Raw genomic sequence first — 18,633 nt, forward strand, 5'->3', positions numbered from 1 at the left:
TTGCGCTATTGTCAACTCTGATTCCATCAATTCTAGCACTATTTTTGTTTTTTGTTCAGCGCTAAAATTTCTTTTTTCTTTTTTACTCATACTTCTTATTTTTTATTTATATTTTTATATCTTTTAGGAAATAAAACTACTCTTTTTGTTGTCTGACTTTTTCAGTCCACTATACTACCTCGCCTTTTTCTTTTTTTCTTACTATTATTTCAAAATCCATTTGATACCTGTATTGTTTTAGGTCAAAGGTTAGCACTTTTCCTATTTATACGCTATCTAATATTTATGCTTCCAGTAGAATAGATATATCTAATCAAGAAGATATATGGAGAATAAGGGATATGAGTCCTTAAAAACCAAGAGGTATTAATTGTTTTGACTGGGAAAATGGTGATCTTTTAAATTTAGGAAAGTGAGTTTCATAACAGGAAAGTAAGACTTAATCCTAGAAAAAATATCATCAGCAAGTTTCTCATCATAAGTATGAGAAGTTTTATTTCTGTCGTCAAGCATAGAAAGCCATAATTTCTCGTCTTCAATTAGCTTGTGTGAAAAAGCGGAGATAAGAACGTCCTTTGGGAAAGAAACGTTATCAATTCCCTTGCTTCTAATGATCTCTCTTAAAAGCAACCAAAATAATTCCATAGAAAATTCAAATCTCTGAATAGTAGCGTCAATATGAATTCTATTAGGAGTAGGTTTGGAATTGATAGCAGATTCAAGAGAGTCTAAAGCATTGGAAAGTTTAGAAAAAGAAGAGATAAGTTTTTCAGAAAATTTGTCAAACATGATAATAGAATCAGAAAAAATATTATTTTTAAGTGTAGAACTATCCTGAAGAGAATTCAAGTCAATACAATCAATCTTAAGAAGGGTATCAGCATTACGAATAATATCGTTAACAGTAATCCAGTCATATTGAGAGTGATTAGGAGATAAAGAAAGAGCGATATCGATATCAGAATAAAAAGTATCACAGTTTTTAGCCTTAGAGCCAAATAAAAGAATCTTTTCAACAAATGGAAGAGATTTAAGCTCATTAAAGAAGCGATAAGTAGAAATCTTTTTAGCGTTAATATTTAGGGTGTTATTCATACTATTTTTTAACAGGGTTTAACCCAAAAAGTTTACGATCAGAATTACGCATTAAATAACTATCCATTAATTTAACAACATCATCAAAAGAGTTGTTTTTATTAGCCTTATCTAAATAATAGCTACCAATTAAAATCTTGCGTCTAGTATTATCTTTACGTTCTTTAGACTGCTCTCTATTTTGCATTAATCTAATGCGAGCATTTAAAGAATCACGTTTTTTCTTAAGAGAATCTAAGTTAGCAGTGTGAGCCATAAATAGTTGTCAAACTAAAATATGATTATCTTTTACTAGTACTATAAAAAGTAGTATAAAGCAAGTAAGTATTATCAACAACACGTAAATTAAAACAAAAGGCACAGAAATAAGCATCAAAAGAACAAAGCCGCACTCGGCAAGTGAGAGTGCACGCTTATATGTTGCAAGCAACATAGCGTTATGGTATAGTGAGTTAAGTATAGTTAGTAATACAAAGAATACTATTTTGAGATAATGTGTTTAAAGTTAAAGTACTAATAAAAAGTATAAAAGGTAATAAAGAAATAATACTTAAGTAGTAAAAAATATTAATAAATTAGAAAAGTAAATATAATAAATGGCAATGTATCACTGTAGTGTTAAGACGATAGGAAGAAGTGGGGGTAGTAATGTAGTAAATAGTGCGGCATATAGGAGTGGCGAGAAGTTAAAAGAGTATCAATTAGATAAAACATTCTATTATTCTGGAAAGGCAATGGATGTGATGCATAAAGAAATAATGGCACCAGAGAAAGTTCCAGAGTGGGCTTTAGATAGAGAGAAGTTATGGAATGAGGTAGAGAGAGTAGAAAAAAGAAAAGATTCACAATTGGCAAGAGAGGTAGAGATATCATTACCTAGAGAGTTTAGTGTTGATCAGAATATATCGTTGGTTAAGGAGTATGTGCAAAAAGAGTTTGTAGATAAGGGAATGATAGCGGATGTATGTATGCATTATGGACTGAAAGGAGATAGTTATAATCCCCATGCACATGTATTGCTTACAATGAGAGATATAGATGATAAAGGATTTGGGAAGAAGAATGTTGAGTGGAATAGTAGGGAGTTATTAAAAGAGTGGAGAGAGAGCTGGGCTGAACTTAGTAACAAGCATTTGAGCCTCAATGGTATAGAGCAGCAGATAGATCATAGGAGTTTGAAAGAACAAGGGATAGAGTTAGTTCCGCAGAATGTAGAGTTGCCAAGTGATGCGAAGGATAGGTTGACTGGACAAAGGGAACGTCAGCTAGAGATAATGAGGGAGAATGGAGAGAGGTTAAAAGAAAATCCAGAAATAGCACTCCATGCTATTACAAATAGACAGTCAATATTTACAGAAAGAGATATAGCAAGATATGTAAATAGTAGGACAGTGGATAGAGAGCAATATGATGATGTTATGGTTAAGATTAAAGGACATGATAGTTTGGTGAAACTAGTAGGTGAAGAGGGTAAGGAAAAGTACACAACTAAGGAGATGTTAAATACAGAAAGGAAGATGTACGAGAGTGTGGCAAATAAATCAGAAGAGAGAAGATTTGGAGTTAAGGATGGTGAAGTAGAAAAAGTAATAGGTGGGTATGATCTGAGTCAGGAGCAGAAGATGGCAGTAGAGCATATAACTAGAGATAAGGGGATTAGTTCAATAGTAGGGTATGCAGGGACAGGAAAGACACATATGTTAAATGCGGCAAGAGAAGTATGGGAGAATAGTGGATATAGAGTCAAGGGTGCGACGTTATCAGGGATAGCAGCTCAAGGTTTAGAAAAAGGAGCAGGTATAGAGAGTAGAGCTGTAGCAAGAAGGTTAATAGATTGGGAGAATGGAAGAGATACTTTAGGGAAGAAGGATATATTAGTTATAGATGAGGCTGGGATGTTAGGGACGAAGGATGTAGCTAGATTGGTAGGAGAGGTAGAGGAGAAAGGTGCAAAGCTGGTAATGATAGGAGACCCACAGCAATTACAAGCGATAGAAGCAGGAGCAGCATTTAGAGGAATAGCAGAGCGGACAGGATATCTAGAGATGAATGATATTAAAAGACAGCAAGCAGGTTGGCAGAGAGAGGCTACAAAGATGTTTGCAATGGGAGAAGTGAGTAAAGCGCTAGAGCAATATGAGAAATGTGGGAAGGTACATAAGTATAGTGAGAAGGAATGGTTAATAAAGGATATGGTATGTAAATGGGGTAGCGATAGAATATCAAATCCAGAGAAGACACAAATAATGTTAGCGTATAGGAGAGAGGATGTTAGAAAATTAAATGAAGAGGCTAGAAGAGATTTAAAGAATGAGGGGATGATAAAGAATGGATATGAGTTTTCTGTTTCAAATGGCAATAGGGAGTTTAGCAAAAAGGATCAAATATATTTCTTAAGAAATGACAGTGATCTTGGAGTAAAGAATGGGACATTAGGAGAAGTTATATCAGTAAATAAAAAAGGAGATATAGAAGTGAATATTAAAGGAGGAGAAAAAGATAGAAAGGTGTCATTTAACATAGAGAAATATAATCATATAGATCATGGATATGCATCGACAGTACATAAAGCACAGGGGATAACAGTAGATAGGGCATATGTAATGGCATCGAAGGGATATAACCAACATATAGCGTATGTGGCAATGAGTAGGCATATAGGTGAGGTAAATCTATATTGGTCAAAAGATGAGTTTAATAGTTTTGAAGATTTAAAAAATCAGTTTGGTCGAGAAGCTAGGAAAGAAAATGCAATGGATTATATAAGTTGTGCAAAAGAGTATGCAGAAGGAAGGGGCATAGAAAGCAATTATAAAGAGATAGGGATAAGAGGGTTTTATAAGCTATATAACCAAGAGAAGATAGAGGAAAGATTTAAGTATGATTTTGGTGATAAAAAGTACGATAATATAATGGATAGATTAGAGAGTAGAAGAGTTTATAATAAAGATTTGGCAGAAGCGAAGCAGTTTTATGGCAAAGGATTGGAGAAGGAGTTAGAAGCAGGTGATAGTGTAAAGTATTTATGGGATAAGCAAATAGGAGATAAAAATTATGCAATATTTAAAGCTGGTGAGGGTGAATATAGGATGATGGAACGGAATAGATGTATAGGTATTAGGCAAGATGAAGAAGTTAATATATATAAGGCTAGAGATGGTGGATTGGCAGGCGCACCATCTAAGGAAGCATTATGGGAAAGAAAAGTTAGTGGTTTGAGTGATGCATTTGGGAAGGAAGTTAGCTTTGGAGCAGAGATAGGAGATAGAGGTAAGTATGGAGGAGAAATAGAGTTCGAAGGGAAGAGATATGGGGTAATGCATCAATATGATGAAGTGAAGTTAATAGATAAGAGGGATTTTGCAGAGAACTTTAATGTAAAAGAAGGTGGATATGTGAAAATAGAGCAATATAGGGAAGATAAGAATGAAATAATAGCAGTTAGGGATACAGAAAAGTACAAAGAAATAGAGATGAATAAGCAGCAAGAAATGGAGATGAAGATGGATAAAGGTAAGGACAGAGGCTTTGAGATAGAAATGTAATAATTGGAGGTTAAAAATAATGAACGATCAAAAAATAGAAAAATGTATAGATGAATTATATGCATTACAAAAGCATTCTGGAGAGAGGATGGTTGAGATAACAGAACAGAATAAGTGGATTATAGAAAAACATGAACGAAGTGTAAGAAATAGTGTTGATGTGATTGAGCGATGCTGCAAGGTGCTGGGAATTAGTGTCTTATTAGCGTGTTTAATAGGGGTAGGAACTTTATGGTGGGTTATGCATGATTATAAAAGAACATTAAACTCTGGTTTAGTTGTGATTTATGGAAATGTTGAGGCAATCAAGAAAACAAATGAGGAGATAAAAAAGTTACTTGAGCAAAATCAAAAAAGTAAGATAAGAGTCGATAGTGCAAATAAATAAAAAGAAGATGATAGCCAAAAAAAATGGCTCTAATCCAATCAATAAGGGGAATAAGACCAATAAACTTAAAGCTAAGGAGAGCTATGAACAGATGGGAGATAACTAACTTGACTTTAAGATTATTTCACTTTAGCATGTTTAAGATAAATTAAAAATTATTATTATGAATGATTTCGATTTAAATAATTCAGAGGTTTGTTCAACAGATGATAACTTTGGTTTATTAACTAATTATCTGTATAATTTAGAGGAGTCAATTTTTTATCAATGCGCTCTGACAGAGGAAGTTAGAAATAAGGAAATCACTAGAGCGTCAATGGAATTAGATGTAGGAAAGCAATTTGCTTTTTATGACTTAGGTTTCTCCAAAAAAGAGAAGGAAATCATTTCTCATATTACAATCAATAGATTTAGCAATGAATTAGTGTTTTTATCTGATTTAGGAGACAATGAATTAGGTGATATAATAAATTCTAATTTGAATTTAAGTGGTAGTATTGCTTATCGTTTAGCAGAACTAGTTAAGAATATAGTGTATTCTGTTATAAATGTAGAGGGCGTTGGAGATGCTGAGATAGTATTAAGAACTAGAGCCACGTATACAGATACGGTATGTGATTACTGGCATATAGATAAAGATAGAAATCTAGTTTTAGAAGAAATAGCCCAAGAAAATAAAAAACAAAAGTACTTAGAGAGAGTATATTTAATTCCTATCATTGGTGAAGGTACTGAATATAAAGAAGTAGAAGTTGCAAAAAGAGAGAAATTTCATCAAATAGCAGTAGAGACACCGTTTTATTACGGGCATGGATCGTCTAATGATTGCAAAGAAGAGGATCCTATCACAAAATTATTTAGCGGTGATAAAGAAATGGTGAAAAAAGGATATGGCTCAGTGCATAAAGTCGGAAAAGAAGGCGCTATACATAAAGCTCCGTCACAATCAAATAGTGGTAGGATGATACTAATAATTACACCAATTAAACATTAAAAAACATTAAAGAGGTAAAAATGACAACGCTTACAATAACTATTGAAGAGATAAAGAAATGCTTAGCAATGAACAAGAAAACTGAGCCTTGTGAAGAGCTATTGTATGATGAAAAAACAATGGAGCTTTCAGAAAAAACAGTAGAAAATTATGAAAAAGAGAGTGGCAAACATATTGTATTAATAAACTCAAAACGAGAACAGGAAAAAGTAAATATGTTGAATTTAGGGTATAATAAATTAAGAGAAATAGAAGATGAAGGAGAGAGGGTAAAGCTACAAATAGAAGCGGCAATTGAGGAACAAAATGAAGCATACAAGGCTTTTAAAAATGTTGGTGGCAGTATGTGGAAAAAAGAAGAAAATATTAATACTTTAAGAGGGGAGTATAATAAAAAAAGCACTGGACATGTAGGATCAAATTATAGAGATACAAGGGAAGCACCAAGTAAATGTTGCTGGGGCTCTTCTCCTGAGATACATTTAGAGTGTGAGAGAGATCTAAGGGACAAGATTAACAAGTATGACGAATATGAAAATGCTAAAAAAAAGGCTGCTGATACTACAAAATATTATAAACTATTAGAGTCATCAGCGATGCTATATAAACTTGATGAGTATAAAGAAGAAGATCAAAAAGGAATTAAAGATATAAATCTTGCAGAACAACCTTCAGAGATCAAGCAAGATGTTGAAGATGCTGCACCATTAAATGAAGAATTATAAAGGTAATGCATTAATAATAAATAATGTCTTTTGAGTTTACATTATTAGATTTTGCGTATGATCATGAATATTTCATAAAAACTCATGAGAATTTATGTGGTAATAATGAAGACATATGCTCTAATTGGGCTAACAGTAGAGATTATTTTGTAAATAATGCATCAAAGGATTGCGAAGCCCCTAATGAGATTTTTGCACAATATAGTGATGTATTGCTATATGAAGAGGTCAATGGGGAAAAAGAATGTAAATTGGGAAAATGGTTAAAATCTCCAAATGCATATGGTGTTAATAAATTATTTTTTGGAAAGTATTATCAATTAGGAAATGAAGAGTTAGAAAAAGAGAAAAATAAAATATTTAGAGGAAATATTTTTCAAATAGCAATTATTGCGCCAGATGCACTAGAAAAAGAATTTAATAAAGAGATTATAAGGCAAAATGGTATAGATAAAATCATACTTCAAGCTTTTAAAGAAACGCCCGATTATAAATTAAAAGAAACGACATTAAGTTATCTAAAGGGTGAAATAAATAGCAAATATAAAAGTGGATACTGCAAGAATGAGACCTGTGATTTAGAAGTTGGATTGTTAATAAGTCAAGTATTAAGTCATAAAAGCGCAGAATTTCAATATCTAATAGAGGTAGTCAAAAAAGAAAATATTGATGTTACCGTTAAACAAGAAATTACAAAAAAAATATCAGAGAGTAACTATTACTTAAGCAAGGAAGAAATCGGGTTTATTGAAGATTTATTGGAAGATAAGAGCGTTTCTAAATATATAGGGAAAAGTATATCAAAATCATTAGCTAATATACTAAGTACGCAGGCTGAAAAAGAAGTTTTATATGTAGAAAATAAGGTTAATAAATTAGTAAATAGCAACGTAAATTTAGATAATGAATTAATTGATTCTATTTTTCATTACTATAGTAAAGATCAGAGGTACTTTGGAAATATAGTAGTCGATATATTAGCAGAGCATAAAAGTATATCTAATGAATCTTTAGAAAAGGTTAGTAGTGTTATAGAAAAAGTCACAGACTTTAATAAGCAGCTATTTATAGTTAAGAGATTAATTCAAAATGGTATAGGATTACCTAGTTATAAATTATTTACTGATTGGATTCCTCATATTAATTCTTCTGATAAAGGAGTTAGACTTCAGGTTCTAGATATATATGAAGCTGCAAATCAGGAATCAATAAAAGACGTAATTAGTTTGTTGTATGAGGCAGTTACAGAACTTGCTATTAAAGCAGAAAACTATGAATTAGATAAGATTCAAAGCATAGTTGCAAAGCTTGATTCAGAAACAGTAAATTTAAATTCTAAGGAACTCTATGCAAGAGAAGAAATACTAAAAGTCGCATATAAGTATAATGAATATTCAAAAGGTACCCTCAATAACAAAAAAGAAATAGCTCGCCAGTTATTAGATAGAGTTAATAGCAATACAGCGAATGTATTGGAAAGATTTTATAAGGAAGTTATTCTAACGCAGGAAAGGGCTTTGCTGGAATTAGCAAGGTTAGGATTAGAAAAGATAGAGGTATATAAAAATATTTTATTAACTCCAGAGGAAAATAGAATTTTAGATTATGTTACAAGATATACTTCAATGGAAATAAGACAATGCTTAAGTGGTGGCGATAATAAAGGACCTCTACCTTTCTTCAAGTATAATACAAATGATCAATGTTCTAGTTTAGATAATCAATATAATTTTTTTGATAGTGCCGTTATATTTGAAATAATAACGGCAGATGGAAAATTTTTAATGAGCAAAGAAGAGTGTTTTTACTATGAGAGGGAGTTATCAGTTATAGATGGAATAAAAGAGCGTATAAATAGTATATCATTTGAAAGTATAGTAGGAATCAATTCTTTTATTGATTTTTTAAATAAATATTATTCTTTTTTTGAAGAGAAAGGTATTAATTACATTATCGATACTTTGAGTATTAACGGGTCTATAGTTAATTTAAATAATATATATCAAGAGTTAGTGAATAACCTAATATATGAGGTTACTAGCAATATTCCACTTATTCACAACATAGATAATTTTGATATTCAGTTAATAAACCAAGTAGCATATACAAGGAGTATAAGTCAGCTTAATAAAAGTTGGAGTAATGATAGAATATTTGAATATATTTATAGGTTCTACCAAGGAATTAATAACGGTCTAAACGAGCAAAGTGTAGCTAAATATATTAATATATTTAGCTATTTAGAAAAAATTAGTGATTATAGTTTACTTCCAGCTCATAGCTCAAGATATGGCGACACGATAGAAGATATACTAGAAACTATACTAGAATCGGTGAATAAATCATTAGATCAGTTTAGTGCAGTCGATGTCGGTAAAAAGGCAGAAGATAAAATAAATCAACTAGTAAGGGATAATAATTATTATAAGGCATTCACTTTAGATCAGTTAATCAAAGAGCTAAAGTTAGTGAATAATAAAAATGAAAAGATCAAACAATTAATAGAAGATCAGTATTTTGAGAGCAAGTTTAAAGAAATATCTACTATAAAAGAGAATGGAGTATTAATCAGAGAGGATGGCTTAGATAAGCTAGTTCAATTAAAAGATTTAAAGGAAGAAGAGATTAAAAACTGGAATCAAAATATCAAAGTAAGTGAGGCTACAATAGCTGAGATTATAGCCGTTATATCTGAAGTAGCTCATAGAACTATACTTGAGAGTAAGTATTACCCAAGAGATATACAGATAATATCATTATTATCTCTGTTACAATTGGGGCATGGTGGACTTGCAGAGATTGCAACGGGAGAGGGCAAGTCATTAATTATAGCAATGTTTGCTACAATTAAAACAAAGGAAGGTAGGCAAGTAGACATAGTCACAAGTAATAATGTGTTAGCTGAAAGAGATGTAAGAGAATATAAAGAGTTTTATAATTCATTTAATATATCTGTAGCTCATAATATTAAGGGTAGAAAAGAGTACAAAGAAGAATGTTATTTAGCAGATATAGTATATGGAGATTTACTGAATTTTATAGGGGATACGTTAAGAGATATTTCAAGAAATGCTAAATATGGTAGAGGGCATGATATAGTAGTTATTGATGAAGTTGATAACATGTTTATTGATCAGAATAACATGAAGGTGCAATTATCTAGTCCAATCCCTGGGTTTGAAAATTTAGTGCCAGTGCTTTTATATATGTGGGGAACAGGCATTGTAGACGCTAGTATGCTCAAACATGAAGGAGATAAGTGCTGGATTAAAGTCCCTAAAATAGATGAAGATTTAAAATTAGAGGATATAGATTTAAGTAAAACTCCTGATATAGAATATGAATTAATATATGTGGATGATAGCTGTAATAAGATACTTAGAGGAGAGATTTATAATTATACAAAAGAAGAAATACTAGCATATAAAATAGATAGAGATGCAAGACTTTATACTGTACCAGAACATTTAGAGAAATTTGCAGAAACTCAATTAACCACATGGATTGATTCATTTGAAAATGCATATTGGCATAAGGATAAATTACATTATATAATTTATGATCCACAAGAAGATATTCATTCAATAGATAAATTTAAAATAGTAGCGCCTGTAGATTATGTTAATACAGGGTCTATACAACAAAAATTACAATGGTCTGATGGGTTGCATCAATTTATACAGTTAAAGCATGGATTAACTGTAAAATCAGAACATGTTGTTAATGTCTACATGTCATATGTAGGATTCTTCAAAAAATATGAAGGTAGTATTTATGGTGTGACAGGTACACTTGGGGAAAATTCACATCAAAAATTTTTAAAAGAAACCTATAGAGTAGAATTGAGCCATATACCAAAATTTATTCATAAAGATTTAACAGAATATAGGCCTATAATTACATATGATGGAATAAGAACAGATAAAAATGATATTAAAAATGCCAATGAGATATGGAAGCAAGAAATAATAGGGGTAATTTTTAGAAAAGTTTTAGATAAAAGAGCAGCCCTCATAATAGTTGAAACAATTGAAAAAGTAGAAGAATTAGAAGAAGCACTTCTTGCTAGTGGTTATAGTAAGAAGCATATTATAACCTATAAAATAGGAGATCAGACTGAAGAAGATAAAATAGAAAAGAATGAATTAGGGATAGGAGATGTAATAATTGCAACTAACCTAGCGGGGCGAGGAACTGACTTAAAGATAGACAGAGAAGTTATAAATAATGGTGGGCTTCATCTAATTATGGGTATATTCTCTCAAAGCATCAGAGTTGAGGATCAAGCGTATGGGAGAACAGCAAGAAAAGGAGAGCCAGGCTCTGCACAATTAATTATTAATGGAAATAATCTAGATCATTACAGCTGTTATGAGAATTACGGATGTAATGATATTCATAATTTATATAAAGAAAGAAATATTAGAGAATTTAAAAAATTAGAAAGCAATCGTCTATGTGAGTTACCCTATTTAGAAATAAGGGATATAGTATTTGAAGAATTTGTAGAATTGGTAAAAGAAGCTAATTCACCTACAGGCTATAATTTAGTGGTGACCAGTAATGATAATCTAAATAAATATGAGAATGCCGAGGCATTAGCGAAACAAACAATATATTTATATAAAGAAGATAATGATATTTATATCAAAATATCAGAAATAGATAAGAAAAAAAACAAAGTTATAAAAGTTACTGAAAAATTAGAAGTTATAGATAAAAGAGGTTATCAACATACTAACACATTATTAAATAAAGTTGAATTAGTAGGCGAGTCTAAAGGTTTAAGAATAGGGTTGAGTAATCAAGATTATGAGTTAATACATTTTATAGCAACAACTGAGGGTTATACATACTTTAATGAGATAAAGGATAGAATTGAATATAGATTTAATAAAGCATTAGAAAATGAATTACCAAATGATATAGTAAAAAAAGAAGAAGGGTGGGGCATATTAAGTATTAATAAAAAAGAGGCATACTTAAAATGGCTACTTTTAAATGGAGAGGAGTATAGTGATTTAAAATCTCAAGTTAGTCTAGATGAGCAAAATCAAATAGATGAAAAAAAGAGTGTAAACTTACACAATATACTCAAGCAAGTAGAGCTTAGAAAAAAATATGAATTATGGAAGGAAGATAGAGAATTATATAATAATCAATCAGAAATTAATCAAATCAAAGAATATTTTGGAATTTGGCTCAAAAAACACGAAAAGGCATTAGAGATAGATTGTAAAATAGATACTGATGAAGATAAAAAGCAGTTAGAAAAGTTATTTGAAGAAAAAAAAGCAAAGCTAATAGAATTATTTTTTAATGAGATAAAAAAAGATGTAATAGAAAAAGTAAATAACAATAATTTAATAACAAATCCTGCATATTTAGTACTTAAAGCATGGAGATATTTATACATAGACGCAAAAGATAAAGATTATAGATATCAGCCTATAAAAATAGATAAGGAAGCAGAAAGCTTATGGAACTCTTTAATAACATCACCTGTAAATAAAGTTAAAAATTTAATTTATGGAGTGTTTGAAGATATTGGAAGATTAGGATTTGGATCAATCAATTACAGGGTTGAGAATCCATTAGCGCAATCTATAAAATTTTTAGAAGACGCGATAAAGTTAAATGATATGTATTCATGGGCTGGCCATAATGCATTAAGTGCCATTAGACTAGTAAAAGATGGTAGAGGAATTACCAACGTCAAGCAAGGTAAGGAGGCTGGAGAAGTAATAAACAGATATGCAGAGGATTTGAGTAACGCAACTAGTAAGATAGAAGAATATGAAATACCAAAATATGAATCACAGTTAACGTTTTTACTAACGCATAAGTTAGTAGGATTGGAAGATGATTTAACAATTCAACTAATAGGATCGATAGAGATATATAAAAAAATACTCGAGGTTATGTATAGAAACTTCAAAGTATTGGAAAATTTATCTGGGAAAGAAATGATTAGGGTTGGTAATCATATAACCCTTGAAGAAATAACCAATGATATAGACATAAGAAATGCAACAATAGAATTTTTAAATAAAACAGGTAATGCTAATCAATTAGAATCATATTTAAATGCTACTACTTATTATAAAGTTGATGAGCCAGAAATTGATAAATCAACTGTAACAAATAGCACAGCAGCATTTTTTAATATAACGCAGAATATAGGAGATATAGGCTCTTATAAAAGTGAGATGGATGCAGGTATGAAATCTCTTAAGGGCGTTGCAAAAGAAATAAATTTTGCTAGTAAAAGTTATTTATTAGATCAGATCACTGCATCAGGTGGCTTTTTATATCAAATAGAAACTTATGAGTTAGAGGAAAACAAGAGTTGGTTTACAACGATATTTTCTGCTGTGCTTGGAGTTGTACTGATTTATACTGGAATGTGGATGGTAGGATCTACAGGCCCTGCTCTTGGTGTATTCGGCAAGGCATTGGGTGTATCTTTAATATTTCAAGGTATTGGAGATATAATAGGATCAATAATATCAGTAGCAACCAATACACCTATGGACTTTGAAGATTACATAAAAGGTAAAGGTATTGCCATGGGAATATCAATTGCTACTGCAGGAACATTACACTTTTTAAGTGGTATAGAGAGTTTAAAAAAGATTGTTGATATAGTTGACTATATAGATGAATTAGCAGAAAAATTACAAAAAGCATCAGCTGTATATAAAGCATTTGCAGTACAGGCAGGCTTAACAGCAGGAAGCGCTGTTATATATAACCAGATGAAAAAGTTTGTAGATAAAGAAGATATAGAGTCAGATGCTAAAGCTGAAATCACCGATATACTTAATCAGTACAAAGACAAACTGGATAAGATATACGCATCAGATAACATAAATGGAAATAAAGAACTGTATAATCAGTTAATTAGAGATATAGAAAAAGCTGTTAGAAATTATGCATTGAGGTTTAAAGGAGAAAAAACTTCAGTTGTAAAAGGTGTTTCAACTGAGACTATTAATGTAGCAGCCTCATCAGTGCCATATTTAGGTAGAGTTATTAGTACAGGTGTTGAACTTACAATGGGTGCAATCAAAAGTGTTCAAGCTATAGAGAAGATGGGTAATAAGATAAGGAAAAGTATAGATGAAATAGTGTCTAGATCAATGAGTAGTGCTGAAATGATGAAAAAAAGATTAGTTTATAATTTTAATGCTATTGGAGAACAATTATTTGAAGTAATCAATGCACAAAATTACGTAGTAGCAGGTGAGATAGATTATAGAAATTGTAATGAGTTCAATAAAGTAAATTTAGAGGAAAAATTAAAGGATTACCACAAAGGCCTAGTAACTACTTGTAACCATATAGCTAACATTATCCTTCATAATGAAGAAAAAAACTCTATGCAAAATAAAAATATAGAGGCAATATTTACAGCGTCAGTAACTAACTTAGCAGAGGGGATACAAAAAGAAGCAATAAAGCCTATAGCAAATGAATTAGCTACTATACCAAATGAATATGTAGGTGAATATTTAGGAGAAAAAATAAGGTTGGCAACGGAAAAATATGATAATCAGCCAAATAAAAACCCAGCTAATCCCCAAGTAGATACAGTAGGTGTTGTACAGGATAGTGGAGTAATCAATTCTAAAAAAGATACTAATAATAGAAGAAAGCAATACGAGAAAGAGGGTGAAAAAAATGAGGATACACCTAAAGATAAAAGCTATATAGTAGTGCCTGGCGATAATCTGAATAAAATAATAAAAAATCTAAACTTAGATATTACTCCTGCTGATCTGGCAAAAGAAAATAATATAAAAGACCCCAATAAAATACAACCTGGTCAAAAGATTAAAATACCAGAAAAAAGAGTAAAAACTAATTGCGAACCAAATTGTCAGAGTGGGCCGAATCAAGACTATACACCAAAGAACCAAGGATTAAAAAATTCTCCTAAGAGTGAAGGTAAAAATACTAAAAACTATTTGTCTGAAGAAGATAAAAGAAACACAAATATGGCAGAATTTGTTTATACGGATTTATTAAGGAAGGGTATTAAGAATTTATCAACGGAACAGCAAGTGCATGACATCAATGAAAAGATGAAGAAGAATGATAAATATAAGAACATAAGAGATGCTGGGTTTGAAGCTACATATGTATTAAGAGATAAAGAAACAGGCTTTGATGGTATTTTGATGTATAGCAAAGAATTAAAGCAATACACTATTGTTATATCAGGTATTGATGGTATACATGATATAAAGGATGTTAAAGCAGGCTTGGGTGCAGCACATCCAGAATTAACAAAGCAATTTGTTAGACAATTCCAATATGCAGACAAATTATATAGTTATGCAAAAGACCAGTTGAAACCAGGTGAATCAATAAATGCAGTAGGTCATTCGTTAGGAGGGGCTCATGTGCAAGTGTTATCTGCTAAACATGATATATATGCGACATCGCTTGATGCACCTGGCGCTAAAAAAGCTGCAGATATGATGTTAGGGAAGGATAAATATAAAACAGATAAAATTACAGCATATACCGCATTAGATAATCAAGTGAATACACTGGGGATTCATATGGCAGAACAAACTCTATTAATTAAAGAGGGTTTTTCAGATCATAGAGATAATCATGAACATAAGTCAAAGTATTATACTGATCCAAATGCCAACTATAGAACGGTAAAACTAGATAGCACATCTGGAAAAAGTAAAATGCAGCAATTAAAGATTAAAGAACCAGATTTGTATAGTAGCATCCATAATTCTTGGCTTTCTTATCAGACAACAATAAATACACAATTAAACATACAAAGAAAAATAGATTCTAATTGGAGCCCTAAGAGTTATAGAGGGATGCCTAATCAATATAGCCATTTAAATTCAAATAACAAAGAGGAGCAAGATGAAGCAACTATCAATTAGAAATTTAATATTTAAAGGTACTAGATTATGATAAAATATACTTATGTATTGTTATCTCTTTTACTACTTAGTGGGTGTTCTTCAGCATTTAGAGACACATCAATAATAAATTTAGATTTAGATAAAATTCACAGCCCAGACAGTAAATATGGCGTTGTATTATTTAGACCTATTTATTTTGAGAATGCTGACCCTAATTATATTTGTAAACATAAATTAGAGCCTATAGAATGGACTAACTCCTTAACAGTGAAAGTTCGTCCTGGTTATTATGGATATTATTATATAAGTAGAGAGCCTATTAATGAAGAAAAAGCTGTAAAGTTTATAGGTGAAGGACGATCCTATGTTGAAGGACTAGTAGATTTTTTAACATTTACAGACCAAATAACACTAGCAGCACCAGAATATTTTTATGGAGTCAGGGTAATGCCTGAAGGAAGATATTACTTTAGAAACATACGGTGTAGTATAGGCCGCAGAGATTATAAAGAAACTGAAGAAGTGAATTATTTTGACGTCAAAGCAGGCGAGGTTACTTATATAGGTGATTATTACTGGATGAATAGCGTAAAGTTTGATCGCAATTTTAAGGATCGTTTAATGAGTCAAACTAGAGGTTCCGTAGAAATAAAATTATGTGATAGATTCGATGAAGCTAAGCAGTTTTTTCAAAAGTACTATTCACATGTAAAACTCCCTATAAAGAAAAATTTATTAAAATGCTGTGAAGCATTTAAAACTAATTAAAGAGGACTTATTATGAAAAAATATATATTAATAGCAACAATGGCTGTACTATCTTCTTGCGCATCAATTGATGATAAAAAGGATGTTCCTAACTATCAAAAAGCAGTTGCAGATGAATCTGTTTATAATGAGCTAGATCAGCTGTATCTTGCAGGAGATGTCAAAGGTGTATTTGCAAAATTTCAATCAATTGATAATCCTAACACACTGTTAAGTGCTTCTTATTGGATTAGAGATGTAACCAAACAAAGTGATGACAGTAGATATATGTACTTATATGCAACAACACTTTTAAGAATGCTTGATATAAAAAATATAGATAAACAATCTAAAGAAGAGTTTAAGGAAACCGCTGCTTTATCATTTTATGCAGGAAGATATATTATGCTCATTGATGCAGAAAGATGCCAAGAAGAAATCTCTCGTATGGCATTATTAATGAACATGGAATTTGAAATAGAAGAAGAGATATTAAAAATAATGAATAACTTTTCTAAAGAAAAACAAGAAAAAATAGGTCAAATGGCACTACAAATAGAAGAAAATAAGAAAAAAAGGAAAAAACAAGGTTGGATATGTAAACAAAGTCGCGAATACTTATCAAGATATAGAGCACAGGACCCAGATTGTAATGACTGCACAATACAAAAAAATGGCAAAATTACTAATATTATATTCCCTGAAAAAAGTAGCTTAATTAAATATAAAAGTGATAAGGACTGGTTGCAAAAAAGAAATGAAATGAGAAATGCTCTAGCTGGAACAAAAAATTAAAGAAATTATCAATATTTATGAGTATACAAAAAACCCTAATGGAAATGATAAAAATAATCATGAAGAAAAGGGCTCTGAGGAGTAGGTGAAATTTCATACAATAAACTATTGTTTTTTGTATGGTCTTGTGCTATATTTGTACTATACTAAATGTAGCAATAAGTTATAATTAGATATATTTTATATTATTAGGTATACAAATGTCGCAAGCAATAAAACTTTCTGATGAATTATACAAAGATGCTGCTAAATATGCCAAGGTAGAAAGTCGCTCTCTCCCTAAGCAAATCGAATACTGGTCTAAGATAGGCAAAATAGCAGAGGATAATCCTGAATTAACTTATAATATGATTAAAGAAATACTACTTTCTAAACAAGAGTTACTTTTCAACGAAATAAGTGATTATGAATTTGACAAATAATAATTATATAATCAAGCAAACTAATAGTTTTAAAAGAGTTGTAAAAAAATTATATACAAATCAGAAAAAAGAGTTAGATAAAGCTGTTAGAGAAATATTAAAAAATCCACATATAGGTGCAGCTAAAAAAGGAGATTTATATGGTGTTAAAGTTTATAAATTTAATATGATTAACCAGCTAACGTTATTAGCTTATAATTACGACACACACTCTAATGTTATAACTTTACTAGCTTTAGGCACACATGAAGGATTCTATAAAGATTTAAAGCTTAGTATATAATGGCTAAAGCACAGTATAACAAAAATAGTAGTCAAGCTTCTCAAAATAAGGCAAATACAAATAAAGCTACTGCATTTTATTTGAGAGTTTCAAAAAACGATCAAACTACTGAGAATCAAAAATTAGAACTAGAAAGAGTAGCTCAGAAATCTAATTGGAATATCTATAAATATTACGTAGATACTGGCATCAGTGGTATTAACTCTGATAGACCTGAGTTTTTAAAATTACAAAAAGCTATATTACAAAATAAAATAGATCTAGTTGCAGCATGGTCAGTATGTAGATTAGGTAGATCATTACAGGATTTAGTTAATTTTCTTAAACTTCTTAATGATAAAGGAGTAGATTTATATCTGCATCAGCAAGGTTATAGTGGACTGAAAAATCAAGACAAAATTTGAGAATGTTGAATTAAACTGTGTCAAAAGATAAATTAAAATTAAAAAAGGAGTTTAAAAATGACACAAGAAAAAGTAAAAAAGTCAAATATGCAAGCCAAGTAGAAGAATAGATAGTAGAAGCAATAAAATCAGGGAAATCATTATCAGGAAAAGATGGGATATTAACGCCAATAATAAAAAGAGCCTTAGAGACAGCATTAGAAGGGGAAGCATAAATATTAGATAGCGTTAAGCAACTTTTAGAATCAACTCATTGTCAATATTTGCTTCATAAAGATTCCACTCATTAGAGGACATAGTCGCTTTAATCTGCAAAACATTGTGAGCATTCTCTC

12 protein-coding genes are annotated in these 18,633 nt (G+C 30.8%); 10 read left to right on the plus strand and 2 right to left on the minus strand.

Going from position 1 to position 18,633, the window contains the following annotated elements; genetic code table 11:
- Positions 1-366 precede the first annotated feature (366 nt).
- A complete protein-coding gene (locus L8D11_RS00090) occupies positions 367-1,095 on the minus strand; it encodes an HI0074 family nucleotidyltransferase substrate-binding subunit (RefSeq protein WP_236869642.1) in 729 nt (242 codons plus the stop codon).
- A 1-nt stretch (position 1,096) separates the two neighbouring features.
- The gene (locus L8D11_RS00095; protein WP_236869643.1) at positions 1,097-1,282 is read right to left on the minus strand and encodes a hypothetical protein; all 186 of its coding nucleotides are present in this window, start codon (positions 1,280-1,282) and stop codon (positions 1,097-1,099) included.
- A 409-nt stretch (positions 1,283-1,691) separates the two neighbouring features.
- Here L8D11_RS00095 and traA point away from each other — a divergent pair, with 409 nt between their 5' ends.
- From traA to L8D11_RS00145, 10 genes are all read left to right on the plus strand, one after another.
- The gene (gene traA, locus L8D11_RS00100) at positions 1,692-4,640 is read left to right on the plus strand and encodes a Ti-type conjugative transfer relaxase TraA (protein WP_236869644.1); all 2,949 of its coding nucleotides are present in this window, start codon (positions 1,692-1,694) and stop codon (positions 4,638-4,640) included.
- A gap of 19 nt (positions 4,641-4,659) precedes the next feature.
- Positions 4,660-5,028: a hypothetical protein gene (locus L8D11_RS00105; protein ID WP_236869645.1), complete on the plus strand. Its 369-nt coding sequence runs from the start codon at positions 4,660-4,662 to the stop codon at positions 5,026-5,028.
- Between the two features lie 163 nt (positions 5,029-5,191).
- Positions 5,192-6,022: a hypothetical protein gene (locus L8D11_RS00110; RefSeq protein ID WP_236869646.1), complete on the plus strand. Its 831-nt coding sequence runs from the start codon at positions 5,192-5,194 to the stop codon at positions 6,020-6,022.
- A gap of 20 nt (positions 6,023-6,042) precedes the next feature.
- A complete protein-coding gene (locus L8D11_RS00115; protein ID WP_236869647.1) occupies positions 6,043-6,747 on the plus strand; it encodes a hypothetical protein in 705 nt (234 codons plus the stop codon).
- A gap of 23 nt (positions 6,748-6,770) precedes the next feature.
- The gene (locus L8D11_RS00120; protein WP_236869648.1) at positions 6,771-15,665 is read left to right on the plus strand and encodes a LysM peptidoglycan-binding domain-containing protein; all 8,895 of its coding nucleotides are present in this window, start codon (positions 6,771-6,773) and stop codon (positions 15,663-15,665) included.
- Between the two features lie 27 nt (positions 15,666-15,692).
- Positions 15,693-16,415 carry a hypothetical protein gene (locus L8D11_RS00125; RefSeq protein ID WP_236869649.1) on the plus strand — a complete coding sequence of 241 codons (723 nt, stop codon included), beginning with the start codon at positions 15,693-15,695 and terminating at the stop codon, positions 16,413-16,415.
- A 12-nt stretch (positions 16,416-16,427) separates the two neighbouring features.
- A complete protein-coding gene (locus L8D11_RS00130) occupies positions 16,428-17,189 on the plus strand; it encodes a hypothetical protein (protein ID WP_236869650.1) in 762 nt (253 codons plus the stop codon).
- A 200-nt stretch (positions 17,190-17,389) separates the two neighbouring features.
- Positions 17,390-17,611, plus strand: coding sequence for a ParD-like family protein (locus tag L8D11_RS00135; RefSeq protein WP_236869651.1), 222 nt, complete (start codon positions 17,390-17,392; stop codon positions 17,609-17,611).
- Positions 17,595-17,894: a type II toxin-antitoxin system RelE/ParE family toxin gene (locus L8D11_RS00140; protein WP_236869652.1), complete on the plus strand. Its 300-nt coding sequence runs from the start codon at positions 17,595-17,597 to the stop codon at positions 17,892-17,894. Before L8D11_RS00135 ends, L8D11_RS00140 begins: the two co-directional genes overlap by 17 nt.
- Positions 17,894-18,298, plus strand: a complete 405-nt coding sequence (locus L8D11_RS00145; protein ID WP_236869653.1) for a recombinase family protein — start codon at positions 17,894-17,896, stop codon at positions 18,296-18,298. The genes L8D11_RS00140 and L8D11_RS00145 overlap by 1 nt, the downstream gene beginning before the upstream one ends.
- The last annotated feature ends 335 nt before the right edge of the window (positions 18,299-18,633 follow it).

The sequence above is a fragment of the Candidatus Bandiella numerosa genome (genome assembly GCF_021811875.1).
GTDB lineage: Bacteria > Pseudomonadota > Alphaproteobacteria > Rickettsiales > Midichloriaceae > Aquirickettsia > Aquirickettsia numerosa_A.

What these genes read in the sequence shown, in the direction of transcription:
- L8D11_RS00125 (WP_236869649.1), top strand. Translation starts at nt 15,693, where the DNA reads ATGATAAAATATACTTATGTATTGTTATCTCTTTTACTACTTAGTGGG.
- L8D11_RS00090 (WP_236869642.1), bottom strand. Translation starts at nt 1,095, where the DNA reads ATGAATAACACCCTAAATATTAACGCTAAAAAGATTTCTACTTATCGC.
- L8D11_RS00130 (WP_236869650.1), top strand. Translation starts at nt 16,428, where the DNA reads ATGAAAAAATATATATTAATAGCAACAATGGCTGTACTATCTTCTTGC.
- L8D11_RS00120 (WP_236869648.1), top strand. Translation starts at nt 6,771, where the DNA reads ATGTCTTTTGAGTTTACATTATTAGATTTTGCGTATGATCATGAATAT.
- L8D11_RS00105 (WP_236869645.1), top strand. Translation starts at nt 4,660, where the DNA reads ATGAACGATCAAAAAATAGAAAAATGTATAGATGAATTATATGCATTA.
- L8D11_RS00145 (WP_236869653.1), top strand. Translation starts at nt 17,894, where the DNA reads ATGGCTAAAGCACAGTATAACAAAAATAGTAGTCAAGCTTCTCAAAAT.
- traA (WP_236869644.1), top strand. Translation starts at nt 1,692, where the DNA reads ATGGCAATGTATCACTGTAGTGTTAAGACGATAGGAAGAAGTGGGGGT.
- L8D11_RS00140 (WP_236869652.1), top strand. Translation starts at nt 17,595, where the DNA reads ATGAATTTGACAAATAATAATTATATAATCAAGCAAACTAATAGTTTT.
- L8D11_RS00095 (WP_236869643.1), bottom strand. Translation starts at nt 1,282, where the DNA reads ATGCAAAATAGAGAGCAGTCTAAAGAACGTAAAGATAATACTAGACGC.
- L8D11_RS00135 (WP_236869651.1), top strand. Translation starts at nt 17,390, where the DNA reads ATGTCGCAAGCAATAAAACTTTCTGATGAATTATACAAAGATGCTGCT.
- L8D11_RS00115 (WP_236869647.1), top strand. Translation starts at nt 6,043, where the DNA reads ATGACAACGCTTACAATAACTATTGAAGAGATAAAGAAATGCTTAGCA.
- L8D11_RS00110 (WP_236869646.1), top strand. Translation starts at nt 5,192, where the DNA reads ATGAATGATTTCGATTTAAATAATTCAGAGGTTTGTTCAACAGATGAT.